Here is a 24,065-nt window from a genome sequence, read left to right as displayed (position 1 = left end):
TAAGAATTATTTAAACGCCACAATAGAGACGAAGTTCAAAAACTGAAACCACGTCAGATGACGCTCGAATCCAACATCACTCAAGCGCGCATGATGCTCGTCTAAGGTATCAGTAATAAGCACGTTTTCTAACGCATTACGCTTGCCGCTGATTTCCATCTCGCTATAACCATTGGCGCGTTTAAAGTCATAATAACGCTCAACCAACCACGCATCATATTGCTCATCAAAAGCATGGGTTTTTTCAGTTAATACCAGTATGCCGCCTTCGCTTAATGCTGCATAAATCTTCTCTAAGACTGCGACTCTATCGGCAGCGGGCAAAAACTGTAGCGTTAAATTCAAAATCACCATATCGCACGGTTCAAGCTCGACATCGCGAATATCAGCGGTAATCACTTCGATGTCATGCTCAGGATAATTTTCACTCAGTAACGTGGTCGCCTCGGTCGTCATCGCTGGTGAGATATCAATCGCTTTAATCTGCAAGTCTTGTGGCTCAAACTCACCCGCCAACGTCATGCTTGCTGCGCCAAGTGAACAGCCCAAATCATAAATGCGACTGACGCGCTGACCACTATCGCTCTGTTGACGATACTTACAATGACGTCGGGCAAATATGGGCAACATCGCTAGCACCTGACCATAACCGGGCACACTGCGGCGAATCATATCAGGGAAGCAAGCCACCACTTGCTCATCAAAGGAGAAGCGCGCTGCTTTATCAAGTGGCGTGGTAAACGGTTTGTCAAATAGGGTGTCATGTTTAATAGCAGGCTTAGATTGACTCATGGTGCGACTCATTTTGTGATAATAGAACTTAAATTAGGAGATAATTGATGGTCTTGCTTGTCATTATTAGCTGAAAGCGGCACGACGTAGCAAAAGCCCATTATAACATTACTGTTTGTTACTTATCGCAGTCAGATGCCCTGCTAAGCTAAATACGTATTGCTAAGTAAGTAACACTTGGCTCATATTTTATATTTATAAAAATAGGAAAAATTATGCAAACCATTATTTTGGGCGGTGGCTGTTTTTGGTGCACCGAATCGGTATTTTTATCCGTAAAAGGTGTGCAATCTGTCGTTTCAGGCTACATGGGCGGTGACGCTGTTTCTGCCAATTACGAAGCGGTTTGTGGTGGCAATACAGGGCACGTTGAAGTCATTAAAGTCGAGTTCGATGACTCTATCGTCCCGTTAGAAGTGATACTTGATGTTTTCTTTGCCACCCATGATCCCACCACAATGGATCGTCAAGGCAATGACGTCGGCAGCCAGTACCGCAGCGTGGTTTTTTATACCGAAGAAAATCAGAAACCAACGATTGACCGCACTATCAACAAACTGCGCGATATGGGCGTTAATGTGGTCACTGAAGTACATCCAGCTGTTGAGTTTTATCAAGCAGAAGAGACCCATCAGGATTTCTTTAATAAGAATCCAGGACAAGGGTATTGCAACTTTGCCATACCTCCAAAGCTTGCCAAATTGCGTAAAGAGTTTAGTCAATATATGGTGAGCTAAACGACAGAATAAAGATATTTATTCATTTGAAAAAAGATTATCTAAGCATTTCATTATAGCCAAACGCTTATTGTATGAGCGTTTGGCTTTTTAACATCTTTAGCATTCTCACTCAAACAGTTATGATAGAAACAACTCAAATATAACCCTCAACGAATAAAGGCGAAGGTATGAACGCTGAATTTTGGCACAGCCGCTGGCAAGAGAAACGCATTGGCTTTAATCAGTCTGCAGTGAACCCCTTATTAATAAATTACTTTAAGCAGTTAAACCTGCCAGCTGGTAGCCGTGTCTTTGTTCCTTTATGTGGTAAATCGATTGATATGGCTTGGCTGGCGGCGCAAGGCTACGACGTCGTAGGCGTTGAATTGGTGGAAACAGCGATACAAGAATTCTTTGCTGAGCAGAATATCTCCCCTACTGTGCACCAGCATGTAGACAATCCAGCGATTAAATACTATCAAGGTCAGTTGTCAGGACAAACCATTACCCTATGGGTTGCTGATATTTTTGCACTAACGACTGAGGATATCGGATCTGTAAAGGCGGTGTATGACAAAGCCGCATTGATTGCGCTGCCAGAAAACATGCGTACGAAGTATAGCGAGCATATACGTAAAATAAGTGGTCATGCACCACAATTTATCATCACTCTCACTTATGACCAAAGCAAAAAAGCGGGACCGCCGTTCTCGATCAGTAGCGAGCAAATACAGCAATATTATGGCGATAACTATCATATCAGCGAACTGACGAGTGAACTTACTTCTATAGGATCGGCACCTGAGCTAACAGCCTCTGAGCATGTTTGGCTATTGAAATGAGTGGTTAAAAAATGAAATAAGTCGTTAATAAAGCCGTTTGCGTAGCGATTAATCAGTACTAAATTATGATGGAGAAATTGAATGAAAATATTAGTTGGGCTGATAAGTTTAATCTCTATTTTACTAGTCACGCTCGCAGGTCCGCTGTACAAGTTTGGCTTAATCGATTTAGCGACTGCGTTTGCAGGGTTTAAGTTTGGTGTATTTACTGGTATCGCAGCATTGGTACTATTAGTCATACAGCTTTTATTTAAACGAGACACGGCTAGCATTGGTAGCGTATTAACATCAGCAGCGCTTGCTATCATTGCCATTGCTATTCCACTAAGCATGATGAATAGCGCCAAAAACGTACCGCCCATTCACGATATTTCAACCGACCTAGTGAATCCACCTGAATTTGTGGCCATTGCCCCACTGCGCGCTGATGCACCAAACCCAGTTGAGTATGCAGGTGTAGAGACTGCAACGCAGCAGCGCGCCGCCTACCCTGAATTACAAACATTACGCTATAGCCAGTCAAAATCTGAGTTGGTTGAGGCAACCAGACAAGCCATCGATAATTTAGGTTGGGAGCTTGTCAATATCGATGCTGACAAAGGTGTCATTGAAGCGACAGATACGACTGCTTGGTTCGGTTTTAAAGATGATGTTGTCGTGCGTATCACGGATAACAGTAGTGAACGTCTAGTAGATATTCGCAGTAAGTCACGGGTTGGTGGGAGCGATTTGGGCAAAAATGCGGCGCGTATTCATACGTTGGTTGAAGAGTTGGATAGGATTTTGGGGGCGTGATTAGGTTTTGAAACCTCGAAACCTCCTATAACTTATTTAGTCAGTTTTTTGACAATATATTGAAGCTCACTTCTTTGCCCTTCATCAGGTAGACATGTTAAAAGCATTTCAAGAGCGTATTCATTTGCTATTTCTAAGGGAGGCTTATACGGTAAGTCATAACCAAAAACCTCACTCATCATAGTGAACAAATCTTTGCGGTGTCTACAGGCTTTACGACTATTTAGATTCAACATTTGAATAGCTTCACTACCACGTTTACTATCAGACTCTAACTCTCCTGCAAGATTTAGTTTTATCTCATCTTCACATTCATCCATAAGCGGTGTTAAAAGCAGTTCTTGGCTGCCTTTTGCGTTGTCACACTGCTTAGCAGTTCTACAACTTAATAATAAATTATCATAGTCAAAGCACTTATGTGGATAGTCGTTACGGCTTTTTAAATGTTCAATAGTCGTGTTTCCATTGCCAAGACTTTTACAGCAGTAACAGCAAACTCCACGCTGTTCATCATACAACTGCTGACGCAAAGGCGCTTTAATAGTTTCTGGAATTTCGCCCCAATTCTTAGTTTGATACTTTTTAAAACTCTTTGCTGTCTCAAGAGGCATTGATCCTAACTTATCAATCTTTTGCATGATTCGACTCATCTTTATTAGATTTTGCCAATTTCGCTTGAGCCAATAATAGACGACACTTTAATAGTTCTAAATGGTCAGACGGCAGTTTTTTAGCTAGCTCTGTTATACGAGTATCTGCTGTCACATAATCATGCTTACTGATAGCGCGGCGAATAACTGTAAACTGCTCTTCGACTTTACTGTCTCGGATATCCACATCAAATATTTTGGTAAGCACTGTATTGGCATCTTCACCATAGACATTAGGCATTTCTGTTAATTCACCATCATCCAATGAATACAACAAAATATCATTACGATCACTGATAACATGTGGCGAATGTGTGGTTAAGATAAACTGAACGTTTGGGAAAGTAGCGACCAACTTATCAATCAAATCATGTTGCCACTTTGGATGAAGATGCAAATCCACCTCATCAATCATCACTACGCCTTCACCTTCTAATGGATTCGCTAGGCTTGGATTAAGGATTGCTAGACGGCGAGCTATATCACCTACTAAAGCTAGAAGTGATTTCTCTCCTTGGGATAACTGATTAACATCTAACTTTTCGCCATCCTTTTCCACTATCATGGTAGCAGTACCTTTACGACGGATATAAAAATCAGTGAACCCAGTAAAATACTTCAGTGCGCTTTTCACAAAGAATAAAGGTAAGTCTCTAGAAATGTCCTCGCTATGCTTTTGTAGCTTTTGCACTTCATGTATTTCTTTTTCTATCTTATATTTAGATTCCTCTAACATCTCTAGACCAATATTTACTTTGTCTTCTTTAGAAGACTTAAGCTGACTTAAAATTTTCTTAACTTCATTCAAAACTTTTTCATTTTCACTATTTAATCCTCCCAAAATACTTTCAGTTGATACTTTCCTTTCATTTTCAATATCTTCTGAATTTCTAAACCAATCTAGGAAATTCGAGAAAACTATAGAGTTTGAGTTTAAACAGTTTTTATAAGCATCCAACTGATCATATTGGTATGAAAAGATATCCTTCTGAATTTCAACTGATATTGTCCTATTGACTGAATAGAAAGTTATAAGAGGTAAAGAATACTTATCTTCTTTAGTTAGGTTTGAGCGAAAACTTCTGACAGTTTTACTTAACAATTTCATATAATTACTCGAAGATTTAAGACGTCCATCTTTAACAGAAGTAATACTCCAGTCTGCATCTTCTTCTAATCCATAAGGCATTGGATTGTTCTCGTTAAAATCAACCCTTATACTAGCTTTGACCTCGTTCTTACCATTATTTATATAAGTTTTATCAATATTAAAACCATCTTCATCACTAGCAAGTTTTGCTACAAACCAACTCAAATTTGTCGCCAGTGCTTGCAAAACTTGCGATTTTCCTGCACCGTTATTACCCACAATAACAGTGACATTACCCATCTTTTCAGAAGTTGGCGCAAAGTCTATTTTTAAGTCTTCAAAGCGACCATAGTTTTGTAGGTGTAAGCGTTTGACTTTCATTGTTTACCTTATTTTTATAGGTAGTAAATATTTAGGTATTTTATCAATTTCTGTGGTAATTCTTACCCATCAGTATAACAACTTAAAAGACAAGTAATGAATGCTATTGTTTTGGGAAAAAAGCCTCAACTTGCTTAAACCCTCTCTCAACCTCACGCCACCGTCAATTTATAGTAACAGCTTACTTCGACACCTTTTCTTTACCTATAAGATTGGTTACTCTAAGTCCATACTGCACCAATCAGCTTTGCTTTCTCTTTTAATAACTATTTCAACGTTTATAGGATATTTTCATGCGTTTGACTCCAGTTTCTACTTTATCATTACTTAGCCTTGCTGTTGGGCTGAGTTTTGCTAGCACTGCTCAAGCAGCCAAACCACCAGCACCAAACTTATCTAATGCCGAGTTTCAACAATGCTTAGACGGTTTGAAAAACTCTAGCAAATTTCGAGGGGTTGATAGCTCTACTTTTAATAACTATCGCCCTAGCCAGCCTGATCCTAGCGTGATTCAGTCATTGAATTATCAGCCAGAATTTCAAAAAGACGTTTGGGACTATTTATCTTCACTGGTCGATAAAGAGCGTGTAGAAGATGGCATCCGCGCCAAGCGTCAATGGGCGGATACGCTACGTCAGATTGAATCACGCTATGGCGTCAAAGCCGAGCACGTACTAGGTGTATGGGGCGTTGAGTCAAACTTTGGGCAGACATTGGGCAAAAAACCTTTGTTTGAGTCTCTAGCGACGCTGTCTTGTTTTGATCGCCGTCAAAGCTATTTCCAAGGCGAATACGCCAATGCACTAAAAATCGTCCAAAACGGTGATATCGCGCCAAGTGATATGACCGGCTCATGGGCAGGCGCTTTTGGTCAAACGCAATTTATGCCAAGTACCTTTTTAGAGCTGGCAGTCGATTTTGATGGCGATGGTCGCCGTGATTTGGTCAATAGTGTGCCTGACGCGCTAGCCTCTACCGCCAACTTCTTAGATAAGCGAGGCTATCGCACGGGCGAGCCTTGGGGTTACGAAGTCAAGCTACCCAGTGGATTTTGGGCAGCGTCTGACCGTAAAAACAAGAAGTCTATCAGCCACTGGCGCAATCAAGGTATCACGCTCGCCAATGGCAGTCCATTGCCAAACGATTTGAGTAGTGCTGGTCTATTATTACCCGCTGGCAAAGATGGTCCTGCTTTCTTAGTCGGTAAAAACTTTGATACGTTTTACTCTTATAATGCGTCAGAAAATTATGCATTGGCAATCGCCCATTTATCAGACTTAATCACCAAAGAGGACAGCAGCAAAACTGACTTTGTCACGGCATGGCCTACCGATGACCCTGGTATCAGTCGCCAGCAAGCCAAAGATATCCAGCAGGCGTTATTGAATGCGGGTTACGATATTGGTGGTGTTGATGGCATTATTGGCGATAACACCCGTATCGCGATTCAGCAATACCAATCTAGTCGTGGTATCTTGCCAGCGGATGGCCGCGCAGGACAAAAATTCTACCGCGCAATCATTGGAGATGCTGGAAATACAGCCCCTAAAAGCACGCAATACAGCAATCAATACGGGCAGCCACCGAATAGCCAGCCTTTAAACCCTGCCTCTGCTGATCGTATGGGACAGCTGATTCAGCAGCAAACGAGTACTCCTAATACTTACTCGACGCAGCCTTCTGCGCAATCACCTAACTCTGGTAACACACGCTATCGCCGTGTCATCGGTAGCGACGGTGTGGTGAAGCTCGTTCGTGTTGACGAAGGTTCTTAGTATTCCGCGGATGTATCTTAGGTTAAAGCACATAAAAAAAGCCACGTTAATAATAACGTGGCTTTTCCATGGGGTTCATTCTTTAGTTTTTAGTCAATTTTTAACTTAAACGATCGGTGGTGGGTTCGGTTTACCATTGTCACCATCCCAGTTCTCACGTGCTTTTTCATCTAGATCAGCAGGCGTTTTTGGCTCCCACTTGCCATTTTCTTTCCACGTGGCATCGCCCCAATCAGCGTCTTCTTCTTTTCTGTCTAAGTCTTTGTAAGCTTGGCTAGGGTCGATACCGCGGCGTTTCATGTCCGCTACTTGCTCTTCTAAGGTATGAAACTGCTCGGCAGCATGCATAGATTCTTCTAAGCCATCAAGCTCTTTTTTTAATGCATCGTTTTTAGCGTTACTCATCAGGTGCTCTCCTTAGTCAGTATTATTATGCGATTTATATGTATACAATATATTTATTATCAGTCTCTGATTAGTCTCTGATTAGTCTCTGATTAGTCTCAATATTACCAGTCTTAAATGGATTCACAACCGTTGACGCGTATGCTTTGTATTACAAAACGTAGTCACAGCCACACGTGTACTCTTTACAGCAGATAGGCTATGACTATTTTGAAATAAGGAAGGCAGGAATATTATTAGTGCAGAGTGCGAATCATTGGGAGTTATGATGGACTTCGTTCAAGAGATTTTTTGCATGAAAGGTCAACTTCCAAAGTTCTTGCGAGACGCGAGTGCCATAGGTTGTGAGCTGTATCCAGTTTGCACCCACTAGCTGACGTTGTAGCTGGTTCAAATCATCTTGAGAAATTTGGCAGCGCGAGACCGCATGGACATTCGGCATCTCTTTTTTGATGTCTTGCTCAGCTTTTGACGCTATCAAGCGGTTCATAGCATTTTGCAAGCCATAGCTCGAAAAGGTCGCTGGTATTTTCATCAAGGCGATCAATATCTCTTGCCATGTTAAGGTCATGGGTCTGGTAACATCGGTCAGGTTGCCACCTGCATAAGCTTGAGCACTATATTGAATATCAAAAGCTTCTAACAATACAATTGGCTTACTCACATCATCAGAGACGAATTCATCAGCAGGTGGGCTATTTTCCTTTAGCGTTTTGTCAGTAGACAATAAATCTGCAAACCGTTCCGCTACTGTTTGTTTGCTAAATTTGATCATCTCTTCATTAGCTCTCAGCCATCCACCAACGACCTGATGATTGGTCACTGCGTTATAGTAAGCTTGTACAAGTAATGGCTCAATATCCGTTTCTGTATCATAATAATATATCGTATTGTCCTGCCGAGTTACCGACTTAATAAATTCTTGCAGTTGACGACTGATACTCGCATCTGGATGATGATTTTTGATTAAGATTAATAACGGTTTGAGCTTGGCTTTGGCATTCAAATAGCTCAAATGCATTTGGCTAACGCCATTCCTTTGCACGGTGCCATAACTATCCCCTATGAGCATCAGTGCATAATCGCAGGAGTCGATACATTGTCGACCATATAGCGAGGCTTTTGGCAATTGGCTCGACACATCATAGGTCAAGAAGGCTCGCGACTGGAAAAATATCGCCAAGCTGTCCAAGACCAACAATTGATCATTGTCAGCGCATATGATATGAATATGATAGCGACGGTTTGGCACAATCACCTCTAAGCTTAGGTCGTGACATAAAATAATATGATGTAAAATAGAGCACAAATATTTTGTTCTGCACAGCCGAGCATACTCTTGCAGAAATACACTCAATTTATTTTAACTAAATCAATACTACAGGCAAGGGATTGGCGTAAATAGCTTTGCTAGCAATTACTCAGGATAGTATTGCAATACGGTCTCTTTACCAAGTAAGCGCTCAATCAAGGCGCCTAGTCTATCACTATATTTGGTAGCATGGAAAGTTAATGGCGGTCGAATGACAACTTTTGTTTTGTCAGTTGTTTCTAAACAATGATCATCTGGGGTATTGTCAACCAATGCAGACAGCTGGTTTGCAGCCAATAGCTGCTTAACTCGCTCAGCAATGGCTTGTCCAGAATCAACGACCTGCATCGCCAATTGCTGCTGAGCAATCTCATCTAACAAAAACGTTTTGAAAAATGGATAGTGCGTACAGCCTAGTACCAATTGATCAACGCCATCATGAGCAAATAATGTGAGCTGCTGGCGTAATCTTAAAGCAGTATCATCCTGCTCTGGCATTCCCGCCTCTACCCAAGGTACCAATTGCGGATCAAAATATTTGGTCACTACCGTATTGTTGGGTTTAGCAAAGTGATCGATGACCTCATTAAGCAATGTGCCATTCAAGGTAGCCTTAGTCGCTAAAACGACCACGCGACCAGTTTTGCTCGCCGATATGGCGGGCTTTAGCGCCGGGACTAATCCGACGATAGGCAGCTGCGGATAACGCCGTCTGGCTGTTTCCAAAGCATAGGCTGAGGCGCTATTACAAGCAATAACAATGAGCTTGCAGCCCTGCTCATACAACCAATCAACGGCTGTTAAAGTCAACGATTCAATATCGGCGCTATCACGATTACCATAAGGCACATTTAAGGTGTCTGCATAATAGACATAACGCTCAGCAGGCAACTGCTGTGCCAAATGTAGATAAACTGACAGTCCACCTACACCAGAGTCAAACAATCCGATTGGCGCATTGCGCTTTTTATTATTTATAACTGTGCCAATATTCGTTTTATGGATGTCAGCTTTAGCATTAGTTGCACTCTCGACATGCTCAACATGTTTACCATCAAAGCTATCTGAGCGCATTTTCACCCTATTTAAGCTATTACCTGTAGTAATATCCATCACTACTCTACTGCCATTTTTATATACATATCGTCATCTTTATGCTGTTTGCTGTTTGCTGTTTGCTGTTTGCTGTTTGGCATAATACAGTAATTATCTGGTGATTTATCGCTATCTAAGCAGTAAATCATTTGACAGATACATAGCTTTGAGCCCTTGCGTTAACTGGCTGGCATCGACAGCTCATAGGATTTTCCGCCACTTTGTAACGTCAGTATCGTCTCACCATTTTGCTCTGTCAATTCGCCAATTTCGGTCAAGTGATAAAAAGTATTACGCCCAATAAGTGCGTCCAAACCATTTCTAACGGGCATATAAGGACGTACCTGCATATCCATTGCTGCCTGCTGATCAATCGTATCATTGTCTGTAGGATTATACGCTTTTAATGTGATGGTGTGCTCATCATCTAAACGCACCACATCGCCAGTCGTCGTGGTAAATTCTAGCCAACGGTTATTGCCTTCGTTGACGATACCGACGTCATTGATTAATAAAGGGGCATCTTCAACTTGGATACGGATTTTCTGTACTGGCGTCTTTAAAAAATATTCAATGACACCATTATTATCTTCTTTCCATAAAATAGTCGCAAATAAGCTCACCAATGACTCTCTGGTCATTTGCCCTCCTTCATGCCACCACTCGCCATTTGCCTTTATGACCAGATCCATATCGGCCACATCTTTTGGGTGCCATTTATCCAATGGTGGGATGGCACGTCCTTCACGTTTGCCTACAGTAGACTTTAGATACTGACTGAGAGAATCCATATTACTTAGCTCAGATGGCACGTCTTTTGGCGGTTTAGCTGCCGATTCATCGTTTTGAATTATGTCTTCATTATTGTTATTCATCGTGTAATCCTTTACTTAGCATTCAAAGTTTGGCAAATCTATTATTACTATAAATTTTAGTTTCGGGTATGATGAAAACATATCATCTTAGCACCCTCATTAGTTCAATCTTACCTTAACATCGATACTCATAAATGCGTATCGTGTTTGTAGGACTTTTCTTTTATAATGAGTAACGATTTTTTATTGAAATGGTCAAGTGGGTGTTGTGTTAATGACACATTTTACGTGATGTGTTGATATCCTTAAATACATGGATCTCGACAGTAACATGGTCAATTGATGTCGCAAAGACAGTTTTTATCGGGCAGCCATATGTCTGAGTAATGTTAGCGCCGCAAGTCTATTATTCAATGGTTAAGCTAATGATGCCCTGAGATAAGCCACTAAAAGTTTAGGAGTAGGTATGCAAGAGCAAGACAATCAAAAGCCAGTCATTGATAGTGACACTGTGAATACTGACCCATCAGTAGCGACAGAGACGGCAAATCTAGATAAAGCAGAGTCAGCCGTTGTGACCCAAGAAGCGCCAGCTGAAACAGTCGCTATCGACAAAGCGCCAGAGCCAGTAGTAGAAGCTGTCGCGGCAGAGCCTGAGATTGAACGTGAATCCATGGAATTTGACGTTATCATCGTTGGTGGTGGACCTGCTGGGCTATCTGCTGCTATCCGCCTGCGTCAGCTCGCTATCGCTGCTGGTAATGATGAGTTTATGGTTTGTGTGGTCGAAAAAGGTTCTGAGTTTGGTGCGCATACCTTATCAGGTGCTGTCATCGAACCACGCGCTTTGAACGAGCTGATACCAGACTGGAAAGAAAAAGGCGCGCCGCTTAATGTGCCAGCGACCGAAGATCGCTTTTATTATCTAAACTCAGCCACGCGCTCTACTAAAGTACCTGACTCGTTGATTCCAGGACCGATGCACAACAATGGCAACTATATTGTCTCATTGGGCAATGTGGTGCGCTGGTTGGCGGTACAAGCTGAAGAACTTGAAGTCATGATGTTCCCAGGCTTCCCTGCAGATGATATTTTATATAACGATGACGGTTCTGTACGTGGTGTCTTGACGGGCGATATGGGCGTGGCTGCCAATGGCGAAGCCAAGCCTAGCTTTGAGCCAGGTTATGAGCTACTTGCTAAATACACTATTTTTGCCGAAGGCAGCCGTGGTCATTTAGGTAAGCGCTTAATCAGCCGTTTTGATCTTGATAAAGACTCAGATCCTCAGCATTATGGTATCGGTCTAAAAGAGCTGTGGGACGTAGCCCCTGAGAAACACGAGCAAGGCGTGGTCATGCACGGTCTTGGCTGGCCATTGACCGAAACAGGATCTACTGGTGGCTGGTGGTTATACTTCGATGAAAACAACCAAGTAAGCTTTGGTCTTGTCGCTGACTTGTCTTACCACAACCCATACATGTCGCCATTCGATGAGATGCAGCGCCTAAAAACCCATCCCGTCATCAAAAACGTATTGGAAGGCGGCAAGCGTATCTCTTATGGCGCACGTGCTTTAACCAAAGGTGGCTTAAACTCTCTACCGAAATTCACTTTCCCAGGTGGTGTATTGGTCGGTGATGATGCTGGATTCTTGAACCCTGCTAAAATCAAAGGCACACACACATCGATGAAGTCAGGCATGCTAGCCGCCGAAGCCATCTTTGAGGCACTACAAGCCGAGCGTCAGCATGATGAAGTGGTTGCCTATACCACCATGTATAAAGAGTCGTGGTTGTATCAAGACAACTATGAATCGCGCAACTTCTCGCCTGCAATACATCGCATGGGTCTGTTTATGGGCGGTGCTTTTACCTTTATCGAGCACAACTTATTAAAAGGTAAAATGCCGCTTACCTTACATGACAGCTTGCCAGATTATGATCAGTTAGAGCGTGCCAATCATGCTTTTCAGCCAACCTACCTCAAGCCTGATGGCAAACTGGTATTTGACAAGCTGTCATCGGTATTTATCTCTAATACTAACCATGCAGAAGACCAGCCGGTACATTTGAGACTGACTGATCCAACGGTACCTGTTTCAATTAACTTACCGCTATATGCTGAGCCTGCTCGTTTATACTGCCCAGCTGGTGTATATGAAATAGTAAAAGATGCGGAAGGAGCTAAGTTTGTGATCAATGCGCAAAACTGTGTGCATTGTAAAACTTGTGATATCAAAGATCCTTCGCAGAATATCACTTGGGTAACGCCAGAAGGTGGCGGTGGCCCTAACTATCCTAATATGTAAATATAAACAATATTAGGATTAATCGCTGATACTAAAAATCGCCCTTATGAATTCATAAGGGCGGTTTTTTTAACTTCGACACATGAGACAAGTTTATCTTTAATCAGGTGAGATTAATCTGTCCATGCATCACGATTGGCTTCGTCTTTAAGCTTTACAAAGTCATCAGGATTAAACTTGATTTGATCGCCAGTTTTACCTTCTTTAATCTGACGCTCGTAATCACGCAATATGCGCAGTGCTACGGGTGACAAGATTAAAATAGCCACTAAGTTAACGAGTGCCATTAGACCCATTGATAAGTCAGCGAAGTTCCATATGGCAGGAAGACTGGCAATAGCACCCACAAATACCATGCCAAGTACCATAAAGCGGAATATCATGATCATGACTTTAGCATTTTTGGCACCAGAGATGAATTCAAGATTTGACTCACCATAGCTATAATTGGCAATGATAGAGGTGAAAGAGAAGAAGAAAATAGCAATCGCAACGAAAATCACGCCCATATCACCCACATACTGCGACAGTGCCAACTGAGTCAGCTGAATACCTTCTTGCTCAACACTAGGATCGACCACACCGGACAAAATAATAATCGACGCCGTTGCCGTACAAATGACAAGCGTATCCATAAATACACCCAGCATTTGCATAAATCCTTGCACCGCTGGATGATCGGGATGACTCTTCGCCGTTGCCGCCGCATTAGGCGCTGAACCCATACCCGCCTCATTTGAAAACAGACCACGCTTGATACCGTTAATCATTGCCTGAGCAATACCATAACCAATCACCCCGCCTGCTGCTTGCTCAAAACCAAATGCTGATTTAACAATTAACACAATCGCCGCTGGGAATTGACTAAAATTCGTCACGATAATGAACAAGGCTAATAGGATATAGAGAATCGCCATCACGGGTACGATTTTACCCGCGATACGAGCAACCGAGCGCAAACCACCGAATACCACTGGCGCAACTAATACGACCAATACCAAACCTGTCATCCACGTTGGAACACCAAATGCTTCGTTGGTCGCTTGTGCGATGGTATTTGACTGCACGCCATTAAAGGCTAAACCGAATGCTACTAATAAGCATAATGAGAAAAATATCGCTAGCCAGCGCTGACCGAGACCTTTTTCGATATAATAAGCCGGTCCACCGCGGTAAACATTGTCATTGTGCGGCACTTTATAGGCTTGTGCTAATGTTGATTCGATAAAACTGGTCGACATACCGACGATCGCAGTCATCCACATCCAAAACACTGCACCCGGACCGCCAAGGTAAATCGCGATTGCGACCCCTGCCAAGTTACCCGTACCGACCCGCGCCGCTAATGAGGTCATCAGCGCCTCAAATGAGCTGATACCGCCATCTTTACGCCCTTGATTGGACACGCGCAATAGCTGCCACATATGCCCAAAGTGGCGAAACTGAATAAAACGTGTGGCAATGGTAAAATACAAACCCGCACCAATCAGTACGAACATCAGTAATCCATACCAAGGGTTACTCGCAATCAACCAATCATTGTTGCCCCAAATAATGCTTACACCATAATTGACGATGCTATTAAACCAACCTGCTATCCCTTCACCCATACTGCTATCCTCTCACTTACATTTTATACTGCTAGTATATTTTATGGATTGATGTGGTTAATGATATTTAAAAATGCTTACTAATCTCTCTGCCTACTTATGAAACAGTAAACATCTGCTCAATATACTGGCAAAGTAAATCACTAACATCCTGTCGCTACATTTTAACTGACTAGAGATTATTTAACTATTTCAAACCTATATTATAAAAATTAAATAAATATAAACTTTTGTAAGGTAACGTCTGTATTTACAGAATGAATGACTTTTATTACTAATAATGCTCTAACACCTCTATAAAATTACATCCTTAGTATAAATAAGGTTTTAGCACAGCACCTGAGCAACGCCAGTTTTTTTAGCTACTCTTTCTAACATAAGTTGACCAGGGTTTCCACAAAGCAAACATTTAGTTACATAAAGTAAATAAAATTTATTTATTGTTAATTAAGTCAATATTGTATATATTCCCAATAAGTTCATAAATATTTCTTGCAATACTTATTGGCATGAATAATAAGTTGAAATATTAAGACAATATCATCAGGGATGATGAGCATAATAAGACAGAGGACTGTCAACCAATAACGACCTTCCTCCATAAATCCTCATCTCTATATACTATAAATCCAGTCATTCTATAGCCCATAAATCTTGTTAGATGTTTAGGTTATAGTCGACCCACAGCCATATTTTACAATGTAATCTTTAGCAAAATCGAACCACAGAAAAGTATTTTTCGTAGTGCTTTGATTGATAGAAATCTGCTTTTTTTTCGATAATATCGGGTTACTTATTACTGGTTGGTCATTCTGCTTTATCAGCCTATAAACTGATTTTAGGATCCGTTTATAGACAACGTATCGAACTGTCTTCCATCATGTGATACATGCTAAAGCAAAATAACTTGTCAGGCTCAGATCAGTAATCTTGTTTTTATGTTAGGCAAAAGGAGTTGTCCTATGGAAAACCACAACGATCCATCCGGTTATTGGCGTGCCAATGTCCGTCTCATTTTAGGTAGCCTATTTATTTGGGCGCTATGCTCATACGGGTTTGGGATTTTGTTACGTCCTCTCTTAGCAGGTATTAAAATCGGTGGTACCGACTTGGGCTTTTGGTTTGCTCAGCAAGGATCCATTGGGGTATTTATCGTTTTAATTTTCTTCTACGCTTGGCGTATGAATAAGTTAGATAAACAATACGGCGTAGACGAGGAATAGCCCCATGAGTCAATTTACGATTAATATTATTTTTGTAGGTCTATCTTTCGCTCTATACTTCGGTATTGCAATTTGGGCACGTGCTGGCACAACGAGTGAATTCTACGTAGCAGGCGGCGGTGTTCACCCTGTCGTCAACGGTATGGCAACGGCTGCTGACTGGATGAGTGCTGCGTCATTTATTTCGATGGCAGGTATTCTTGCCGCTGGCGGTTATGGCGCATCAACTTATTTGATGGGTTGGACAGGTGGTTATGTACTACTGGCAATGCTCCTAGCGCCTTATTTACGTAAATTTGGTAAGTTTACGGTACCTGACTTCATCGGTGACCGTTTTTATTCAAAAACGGCAGCAATGATTGCCGTAATTTGTTTGATTATCGCCTCAACCACATACGTTATCGGTCAGATGACAGGTGCCGGTGTCGCTTTCTCACGCTTCTTGGAAGTTGAAAACACTACTGGTCTACTGATTGCTGCGGTTGTTGTCTTCTTCTATGCTGTACTTGGTGGTATGAAAGGGATTACTTATACGCAGGTAGCGCAGTATGTCGTTCTAATGATTGCATATACCATTCCTGCTGTTTTCATCTCACTTGAATTAACAGGCAATCCAATTCCAGGTTTGGGCTTGTTTTCAAACCATGTGGAAGCAGGCGTTCCTATCTTAACCAAGCTAGATCAGGTGGTTACTGATTTGGGTTTCACGGCTTATACTGCTGATGTCCCTAACAAACTAAACATGGTGCTATTTACCTTATCACTCATGATCGGTACAGCAGGCCTACCACACGTTATCATCCGTTTCTTCACCGTACCTAAAGTTGCTGATGCGCGTTGGACAGCTGGTTGGACGTTAGTATTTATCTCGCTATTATACTTCACTGCGCCTGCAGTAGGTGCAATGGCACGTTTAAACCTGATTGATACGATTTATCCACAAGGGGTGGCAGAAGCACCTATAAACTATGATCAACGTCCAGACTGGATGAAGACATGGGAAGATACCGGTCTTATTAAGTATAATGATCTTAATAATGATGGTCGTATCCAAATGTACAACGACAGTGGGCTTGGTGCCGCTGAGCTTGCCTTGAGTGCTGCACAAGCGGATGGTGGCGATGTAGCCGCTGCCACTGCAGCCGTAGAAACTGCGCGTGTCGCACAGGATCTAGAACTTGATGGACGCTTCACCGCAGCAGGCTGGAAGGGCAATGAGCTTGATGTCAATGCCGATATCTTAGTATTGGCTAACCCAGAGATTGCGAATCTTCCACCATGGGTTATTGGTCTTATCGCCGCAGGTGGTTTGGCAGCAGCGCTCTCAACAGCAGCAGGCCTACTACTCGCTATTTCGTCAGCGATCAGTCATGACTTGATTAAACGAAATCTTAATCCAAATATTACTGATAAAGGCGAATTGAGAGTTGCACGTATTACGATGGGTGTTGCGATTGTAGTTGCTACTTGGTTAGGAATAAATCCACCAGGGTTTGCCGCACAGGTAGTCGCATTAGCATTCGGTATCGCTGGTGCATCGCTCTTCCCGGCACTGATGATGGGTATTTTCTCTAAACGGATCAATAATGTTGGTGCCATCGCTGGTATGCTAACAGGTCTGATTAGTATCCTTGTTTATATCTTTGTCTTTAAAGGTTGGTTCTTCATTAGCGGTACAGCGAACTTCCCTGATACGGCAGAGTATTGGTTGTTTGGTATCTCACCACTATCATTTGGTGCGATTGGGGCATTGCTTAACTTTATCGTAGCGTTTGCTGTCTCTTATGCTACTGCTCCCCCACCATTACACATTCAAGAGTTGGTTGAAAGTGTCCGCTCTCCACGTGGCGCAGGCGGTGCAGTCGACCACTAAGTGTATAAATGAGAATATATTTTCAGTTACTATATATCACTCACAGGCAGTAGCTGCTTGTGAGTGATTTTTTATCTCTTATTTATTATAAAAAATGCTAGATTTTTGCTTTATTGAATATACTTTATTAACTATGCTTAGGGCGTGTCCTCAATTAGATCGATTACCCTCTAAATGGGCTAAAAATGGCTAAATTTTGCCAAACATCGTCAATAGCTTATCAATATCTCGATATTATTTTCGCTACTTTCCTTGTTTGATGGCAATTTATCTCATTTTTATGACCGTTTTTAAAATGAGGACACGCCCTAGTTAAAAGCGCTCAATTAAAAGTGCTTAACGCATTAAGGAAGATTTTATGCTTTTTGAGTTTATCGCTACCATTGCTGCCGCATTTGGCATGGCTGGTCTGGCACTCATTATAACTCACCTCAGTAAACTGGCTGGCAAACGCGCACCAAAGTGGCTTATTCCTTTGTTTGCTGCGATTGGTATGTTTGCCTTTCAAATACACCAAGAGTATAACTGGTATGGTCAGCAAGTGAGCAAGTTACCAGCAGGCGTGCAAGTCGTCAAAGTAGCAAAAAGCACCGAGTGGTTTCGCCCATGGTCTTATATCAAACCGCAAATATTACGTTTTATCGCTGCCGATACCGCCAACGCTAGCGTGCAGGTAGACAATCCAGATATATATTTGGTTAATTTATATCTTTTTGAAAGACGCAGAAGTGTGCAGAAAGTACCACAAGTTATAGACTGTCGTATTCCTGCGCGTGCCGATTATGTCATACCCGAAAAAGACAGTAAGCTAACGATTGATGAACATGTCAAGCAAACAACAGCATGGCGAGAGTTGGCAACAGATGATCCGTTGTTCATTAGTATTTGTACTGATAAAAGCTAACCTCCTCATAAATATGCAAATAAAACCCTGCTAAAACATCTGATTATTAAGGGATTTAAGACGGCTTATATTATAATCGTGTATTCATTTGCGCTGAGAAGTTGCCGTATAAGTATGCTTAGAATTAGCGCCTAACAGCAATCCAGCGCATAGACCACCGAAGTGCGCCGCAAACGAGATACCTTGTTGCGGCATCAATCCTTGCTTGATAGTCAACCAATAGCCAGTACCCATGATAATACAGGCTATCAAATAAACCCAACGCCGTGCAAATACAGCACCGCCTATCATATAGCCGAGCATCGCGAAGCATAGCCCTGATGCGCCAACATGAATTGACAATGGCGAGCCAATGATCCAAGTGACCAATCCAGATGCGATAATGAGCTTAATCACTGTTCGATAAGCATTCTTCTCAAACAATCCAAACAAAAATAAAATTTGTAATAACGTCAAAGTGTTACCAAGCAAGTGTGAAAAATTGCCATGCATCGTCCATGATGCAAATACTCCAATCATGCTGCCCACATCTAAGGCACGAGGCACAATCCCAAAGATATTCCACATGCCAAATAATGCCACTTCATTTAAAAAAAACATGCCCCACATCGGTATTAATACAAAAGCATATAAGCCTATAACCTGCTTTATTCGTATCATAATCAAGTTAAGCAGTTGCTGCCAATTCATATAATGCCCTATTCTTTTAATTCATGTTTTAATCTATGTTTTTAGCAATATTTTAATGGCTCAGCGTAGCAGTGGAGCGTGTTACAGGTGTAAAATCTAACAATGCAGCCTCTTTGTCAGTCATCAAATAACTGTCACTATGTAATAACGACGTCGAGTGATAAGGCACTAAAGCGGTGGGCACAAAACGACGAGCGGCATCGATATGTTTGATAGAATCATCAAAAAAGATATGAGGTGCAAACGTTCTAAGTACAGCTGTTTTTTCTAAACCTCCTAAGAAAAACGCCATATCAACATTGACGCCCCACTCTCGTAATGTCTTAATCGCACGCAGATCAGCAGGTGCGTTGCGAGCTGTCACCAATGCAATCTTTATTGGAGAATACTTGAGACCAGCGGGTAGACGTTCCTGTAAATTTGATAGTTTAATCAACAGTTCAGCATAGGGGCCTTTTTCAATCGGTAAATCACGCATCTGTATTTCGCGATCGTGAAAAGCACGCAGTCCTTTTTGCTTGTACAGCAGTTCACCTGAATCATCAAACAGCACCGCATCACCATCAAAAGCAATACGTAGCTGATCAGTATCTAACTCATAGGTATTGACAGGGGTTGCGTCGAGTATCGCACAAGCGCAGATATTGGCATCAGCCACTTGCTGAGCATCTTCGCGATTGGTCGTCAAAAATAGATCGACGTTGAAGTCTTTAATATAAGGAGCAACAGGACTGCCTGAAATAAAAGCCGAGCGCGAGATAGTCAGCTCATGTTCAAGAATTGCATTGAGGACTTGAATGCCCGTATCTGGACTACTTTTTGAGACAATGACCACTTCCACCAAAGGTGTCTCAATCTCTAAATCTTGCATGCCATCATTGCAATAATTATTCAGATTTAATAGAGCTTTAATTAATGGGTAACCAGCACCTATACTGAGAGCATCGTTTTCACGCTTGGTCATATAGTCTCGAAACTCTTTTATGGCGCTTACAGGTCTCTGCTCTAGCAGCTCTAGCAAATAATTTTCTGATTCTGTTAAATCAAAAAGTGCCGTTGCAGAAATCGCGACGATGAGCGTATTACTAAAATCGACTGCCATGATTTTCTCTACTTATAAAGTTATCTATTCGGAAATGCCAACAGTTTACTACATTCACAAGCCCTTAGAATGATAAGAAAAGTTATCCACGTACGATGTCACTTAATATAAAAACCACCTTTTAAGTAATTAAATGACCGCTCAGAAAGTGTCTCATAATGTGACTTTATGTGTAATAGTTTATCTATAGAATTATCACGTCAACTTTTTTTTATCATAAAAAAGCCATATTGCTATGAAAACAATATGGCCCTATTAATGAACAATACAGATGAACAGTGTAGATGAACGACGAAGCTATGATTTTCTAAGCTTACTTTTATCAATAGCGCTTACGTTAGCAGCACTAAAGATATCGCTGGAAAGGCGACCAAAATAACCAGTCGAATCAGATCAGAGACAATGAACGGTGCGACCCCGCGAAACATATCAGACAGCTTAATATGCGGTGCCATTGCCTTAATCACAAAGATATTCATCCCCATCGGCGGCGTAATCAGTCCAAGCTCTACTGTCAATACAGCGATGATACCAAACCATACGGGATCAAACCCTAACGCCACAATGATTGGATATACCACTGGAATGGTAATGACCAGCATCGCCAAAGCATCCATGAACAACCCTAACAGGAAGTACATGATTAAGATACAGATCAGTACAATCATCGGGCTAACTGCTAATGTACCAATCCAAGTCGCTAACGTATAAGACAAACGTGAAACAGAGATAAAGTAACCCAAGGCTTCTGCACCCAGCAGCATAAAGAACACCACCGCTGATAATGCAAGCGTTTCAATCAAAGATTGCTTTAGACCTTTTATACGCATGCCTTTGGCAAAAGCATAAGCCCAAGAAACAAACGCACCGACTGCTGCTCCTTCTGTCGGAGTAAATAACCCAAAGAAAATACCAGCGATAATCACAATAAAAATAAAGCTAAATGGTATGAGTCCCGTCAACGACAGCAGCTTGGCTTTCCAAGAAGTAGGCTCACCGCGACGCGCTAAATTCGGCTTCCAGCGTACCATAATCATAACAGTGATTGAATACATCACCATGCCCAAAATCCCAGGCAAGAAACCAGCGATGAACATGTCACCGACCGACTGCTGGGTTAAGATGGCATAGACCAGTAGCGCAATGCTAGGCGGAATCATAATACCTAACGTGCCACCCGCTGCTAAAATACCACAGGCAAAACCTGGTTGATAACCATACTTCTCCATTTGTGGCAGCGCAACCTTGGTCATAGTGGATGCTGTGGCTAAGGATGAGCCTGAAATAGAAGCAAAAATACCAGACGATCCTATACCAGCAATACCCAAACTGCCCCTCACTCCACCAAAAATAGTTCGGGTAGCTTCAAATAACTTCCCTGCCATCCCTGAATGAGTGGCAAAAACGCCCATTAAAATAAATAAGGGAATCGCACTAAAGTCATATTTGGCTAACACATCTACCGGAATATCTTTAAGCATTTGCAGTGCGCCACTGGGCGCCGTCACTGCGCCAAAACCAACCAATCCAACACCTAACATGGCAAGCGCCACTGGCACTCGTAGGACAACAAGCAGTATCATGACGATTAAGCCGATAGCTCCAATAATTTCTGGACTCATGCGCCTGTCTCCTCGGCGTCAAAGAACTCGCCCGTTTTAAAGATATTGATGGATTCGATTAATGAGCGAATGGCAAGTAAGAGACTTAAAAATGCACTAAATGCATAGATGGGCATCATTGACAATCTAAGATCTTGAGTGACTTTGCCGTATTCTATGGCATCAACAGCACTCTCATAAAGCCCCCAAGCAAAAACGATACCGATGATAAAAAAGCCCATCATAAAGACGCCCATCATATAACCTTTAATGGCTTGCGGCATTTTTTGGGTAAAGACATCAACGATGATTTGTGAGCGTTCGACGAAAGCGCCAAAGGCAGAAAGTAAAGCAAAGAGCATGAAGTAAGAGACGATCTCTACACTGCCTTTAACGGTAAAGCCAAACTCGCCACCAGTCAGCTTGAAAATGTAACGAGCAGTCACATCGAGCATCGTTGTGAGAACAATAATAATAAGACTGATACCACCGATAAACTGGCATAATCTAGAGATTAGAATACTGATTTTTACTAAAAATGCCATGTGACACCTCCAATGGGTTATACCACTTTACAAGCAGCACTGGCAGCTTTTGCTTTCTCATAGACACTATCAGCATCTAAACCCAAAGCATTGACATCACTTAGATATTTTTTAGTACCCTTTTCAAGTGGTCCTTTCCAATCAGGATCATTCAATGGATCGGGAATTTCAACGATCTCATCGCCTTTAGCTTTAGCAGCTTGAATGGCCATTTGATCATGCTTATCAAACACTTCACCAACTTTATTAGCCAATGCCATTCCTGAGTTTTTATCCAACACTTGCTTTAAATCATCAGGTAAGTTGTTATATTTATCCTTATTCATAGTGACCATCAGCGCCGAACTATAAAAAGGAATATTGGTATGATATTTGGTGATTTCGTCAATTTTGAACGCTGTTACGGCCTCCCAGGGAAAACTCAACCCATCGACGACGCCGCGCTGTAGCGAGGTATACATATCATTAGCAGGCAATCCTACTGGTGACGCCCCAGCACTTTCGATAATGTCACCCGCGACCGCAGAAGGGCGGCGGATGCGCATGCCTTTCATGTCTTCAGGAGTCCGAATCAACTTATCCGTAGTATGCAGTGAGCCAGGCCCAGCGCCATACATAAATAGTAGATGTGAGTCTTCATACTCACTAGCAAGCGTACCATCCTCATAAAGCGTCTGAAGCATACAACCCATTTGAGTCGCTGAGTTTGATAAACCAGGAAGTTCAGTGATTTGAGTTAAAGGAAAACGTCCACTGGTATAACCATGTGCTTGTGAGCCGATATCTATCGTACCTTTAGCAGCAGATTCGTACGTAACATCTGCTTTGGCAAGACCCGCGGAAGGATACAACTCTACTTTTAAGCGACCATTAGAATCTGTCTCTATTTGCTTGGCCCAAGGTTCAAAAACCTCTGTGCTAATAGAAGAGGTTGCTGGCCAAAAGTGGGAGAAGCGTAAAACGGTCGTTTCTTGAGAGTTTGCTGATGAGCCATCAGTCGTGTTAGCAGATTGGTTAGAGCAGCCTAAAAGACTAACAGCCGCTAAGGCACCAATTGAAAAAAGAGGAGCTAGCTTCATTATCAATTCCTTTTGATAATTGTGAAAATAGGAGTAATACATCACTGGTAAATAATCCAATCTATACCAGATGTAATAATTTACAAGTTTTAAATATATCTTTTACATACCTGTAATAAAAATATAGTTTAAAATTAGCAGCTATAATGATATAAGTCAAATCATTTTGATGGCAGGACTAGAAAATATATTCATAAAATTGCATAGCAATTAAACAAAAAAATCGTCAATTCAAATAGAAAATACACTTATAGAGTGTGAATTATAAAAGTAAGTTAGATTAAGTATAATTTTACACTTAATCTCCCAAATCCCAAACAAAGAAAAACCCCTTCCGCGAAAGCGGAGGGGGTTTTTCTTTAGAATAGAGAGCTGACGATGACCTACTCTCACATGGGCGAACCCACACTACCATTGGCGCAATGATGTTTCACTTCTGAGTTCGGGAAGGGATCA

At 41.9% G+C, this 24,065-nt stretch carries 21 protein-coding genes and 1 rRNA gene; 8 read left to right on the top strand and 14 right to left on the bottom strand.

All coding sequences use genetic code 11. The annotated features are described in order from the left end of the window. Positions 1-6: 6 nt before the first annotated feature. The gene (cmoA, locus tag ACI2JM_RS12920) at positions 7-804 is read right to left on the bottom strand and encodes a carboxy-S-adenosyl-L-methionine synthase CmoA (protein WP_404644689.1); all 798 of its coding nucleotides are present in this window, start codon (positions 802-804) and stop codon (positions 7-9) included. A 203-nt stretch (positions 805-1,007) separates the two neighbouring features. On the opposite strand from cmoA, the gene msrA reads away from it, so the two are divergent. The 3 genes from msrA (at position 1,008) to ACI2JM_RS12905 (ending at position 3,148) form a co-directional block, all read left to right on the top strand. Next, positions 1,008-1,529 (top strand): peptide-methionine (S)-S-oxide reductase MsrA, encoded by a 522-nt coding sequence (gene msrA, locus ACI2JM_RS12915; protein WP_109592489.1) that lies wholly within the window; start codon positions 1,008-1,010, stop codon positions 1,527-1,529. Positions 1,530-1,699: 170 nt separating this feature from the next. After that, entirely contained in the window at positions 1,700-2,353 is a 654-nt protein-coding gene (gene tmpT, locus ACI2JM_RS12910; RefSeq protein WP_404644687.1) for a thiopurine S-methyltransferase, read from the top strand. 81 nt (positions 2,354-2,434) lie between these two features. After that, a complete protein-coding gene (locus ACI2JM_RS12905; RefSeq protein ID WP_404644685.1) occupies positions 2,435-3,148 on the top strand; it encodes a DUF1499 domain-containing protein in 714 nt (237 codons plus the stop codon). 32 nt (positions 3,149-3,180) lie between these two features. Here ACI2JM_RS12905 and ACI2JM_RS12900 read toward each other — a convergent pair whose 3' ends face one another. Together ACI2JM_RS12900 and ACI2JM_RS12895 are read right to left on the bottom strand one after the other, a co-directional pair. After that, complete coding sequence (locus ACI2JM_RS12900) at positions 3,181-3,786, bottom strand: retron system putative HNH endonuclease (RefSeq protein ID WP_404644683.1); 606 nt, start codon at positions 3,784-3,786, stop codon at positions 3,181-3,183. Then, the gene (locus tag ACI2JM_RS12895; RefSeq protein WP_404644681.1) at positions 3,773-5,269 is read right to left on the bottom strand and encodes an AAA family ATPase; all 1,497 of its coding nucleotides are present in this window, start codon (positions 5,267-5,269) and stop codon (positions 3,773-3,775) included. The genes ACI2JM_RS12900 and ACI2JM_RS12895 overlap by 14 nt, the downstream gene beginning before the upstream one ends. A gap of 293 nt (positions 5,270-5,562) precedes the next feature. Between ACI2JM_RS12895 and ACI2JM_RS12890 the strand changes: the two genes are divergently transcribed. Next, positions 5,563-7,044, top strand: a complete 1,482-nt coding sequence (locus ACI2JM_RS12890; RefSeq protein WP_404644679.1) for a lytic murein transglycosylase — start codon at positions 5,563-5,565, stop codon at positions 7,042-7,044. Between the two features lie 105 nt (positions 7,045-7,149). Here ACI2JM_RS12890 and ACI2JM_RS12885 read toward each other — a convergent pair whose 3' ends face one another. The 4 genes from ACI2JM_RS12885 to ACI2JM_RS12870 form a co-directional block, all read right to left on the bottom strand. Then, a complete protein-coding gene (locus ACI2JM_RS12885; protein ID WP_045455583.1) occupies positions 7,150-7,449 on the bottom strand; it encodes a hypothetical protein in 300 nt (99 codons plus the stop codon). Between the two features lie 253 nt (positions 7,450-7,702). Then, a complete protein-coding gene (locus ACI2JM_RS12880) occupies positions 7,703-8,701 on the bottom strand; it encodes a DUF4062 domain-containing protein (protein ID WP_404644677.1) in 999 nt (332 codons plus the stop codon). Between the two features lie 165 nt (positions 8,702-8,866). Continuing rightward, positions 8,867-9,874, bottom strand: a complete 1,008-nt coding sequence (gene murI / locus ACI2JM_RS12875; protein ID WP_404644675.1) for a glutamate racemase — start codon at positions 9,872-9,874, stop codon at positions 8,867-8,869. A gap of 161 nt (positions 9,875-10,035) precedes the next feature. Next, entirely contained in the window at positions 10,036-10,731 is a 696-nt protein-coding gene (locus ACI2JM_RS12870; protein ID WP_201582118.1) for a DUF1285 domain-containing protein, read from the bottom strand. Between the two features lie 613 nt (positions 10,732-11,344). Here ACI2JM_RS12870 and ACI2JM_RS12865 point away from each other — a divergent pair. Beyond that, positions 11,345-12,982: an electron transfer flavoprotein-ubiquinone oxidoreductase gene (locus tag ACI2JM_RS12865; protein ID WP_404644771.1), complete on the top strand. Its 1,638-nt coding sequence runs from the start codon at positions 11,345-11,347 to the stop codon at positions 12,980-12,982. A 113-nt stretch (positions 12,983-13,095) separates the two neighbouring features. Here the strand turns inward: ACI2JM_RS12865 and ACI2JM_RS12860 are convergent, their stop codons facing one another. Then, positions 13,096-14,592, bottom strand: coding sequence for a sodium:alanine symporter family protein (locus ACI2JM_RS12860; protein ID WP_045448031.1), 1,497 nt, complete (start codon positions 14,590-14,592; stop codon positions 13,096-13,098). Positions 14,593-15,554: 962 nt separating this feature from the next. On the opposite strand from ACI2JM_RS12860, the gene ACI2JM_RS12855 reads away from it, so the two are divergent. The 3 genes from ACI2JM_RS12855 to ACI2JM_RS12845 all read left to right on the top strand — a co-directional run bounded on the left by ACI2JM_RS12855 (position 15,555) and on the right by ACI2JM_RS12845 (position 18,592). Further along, entirely contained in the window at positions 15,555-15,815 is a 261-nt protein-coding gene (locus ACI2JM_RS12855; protein ID WP_045448034.1) for a DUF4212 domain-containing protein, read from the top strand. 4 nt (positions 15,816-15,819) lie between these two features. Beyond that, positions 15,820-17,688: a sodium:solute symporter family protein gene (locus ACI2JM_RS12850; protein ID WP_055125849.1), complete on the top strand. Its 1,869-nt coding sequence runs from the start codon at positions 15,820-15,822 to the stop codon at positions 17,686-17,688. A gap of 358 nt (positions 17,689-18,046) precedes the next feature. Beyond that, entirely contained in the window at positions 18,047-18,592 is a 546-nt protein-coding gene (locus ACI2JM_RS12845) for a hypothetical protein (RefSeq protein WP_404644671.1), read from the top strand. 84 nt (positions 18,593-18,676) lie between these two features. Here ACI2JM_RS12845 and ACI2JM_RS12840 read toward each other — a convergent pair whose 3' ends face one another. The 6 genes from ACI2JM_RS12840 to rrf all read right to left on the bottom strand — a co-directional run. Continuing rightward, entirely contained in the window at positions 18,677-19,282 is a 606-nt protein-coding gene (locus ACI2JM_RS12840) for a rhomboid family intramembrane serine protease (RefSeq protein ID WP_404644669.1), read from the bottom strand. 52 nt (positions 19,283-19,334) lie between these two features. Next, entirely contained in the window at positions 19,335-20,384 is a 1,050-nt protein-coding gene (locus ACI2JM_RS12835) for a 5'-nucleotidase (RefSeq protein ID WP_404644667.1), read from the bottom strand. 332 nt (positions 20,385-20,716) lie between these two features. Next, positions 20,717-22,006: a TRAP transporter large permease gene (locus ACI2JM_RS12830; protein ID WP_404644665.1), complete on the bottom strand. Its 1,290-nt coding sequence runs from the start codon at positions 22,004-22,006 to the stop codon at positions 20,717-20,719. Continuing rightward, entirely contained in the window at positions 22,003-22,530 is a 528-nt protein-coding gene (locus tag ACI2JM_RS12825; RefSeq protein WP_404644663.1) for a TRAP transporter small permease, read from the bottom strand. Before ACI2JM_RS12825 ends, ACI2JM_RS12830 begins: the two co-directional genes overlap by 4 nt. A 17-nt stretch (positions 22,531-22,547) precedes the next feature. Continuing rightward, positions 22,548-23,609: a TRAP transporter substrate-binding protein gene (locus ACI2JM_RS12820; RefSeq protein WP_045455604.1), complete on the bottom strand. Its 1,062-nt coding sequence runs from the start codon at positions 23,607-23,609 to the stop codon at positions 22,548-22,550. A gap of 370 nt (positions 23,610-23,979) precedes the next feature. Beyond that, positions 23,980-24,065 (bottom strand): 5S ribosomal RNA (gene rrf / locus ACI2JM_RS12815); the annotation flags it as partial.

Source organism: Psychrobacter sp. NPDC064578, assembly GCF_044901245.1.
Lineage (GTDB): Bacteria > Pseudomonadota > Gammaproteobacteria > Pseudomonadales > Moraxellaceae > Psychrobacter > Psychrobacter cibarius_C.
Note: the sequence above shows the minus strand (reverse complement) of the source record. Positions and strands in the feature narration are given on the sequence as shown.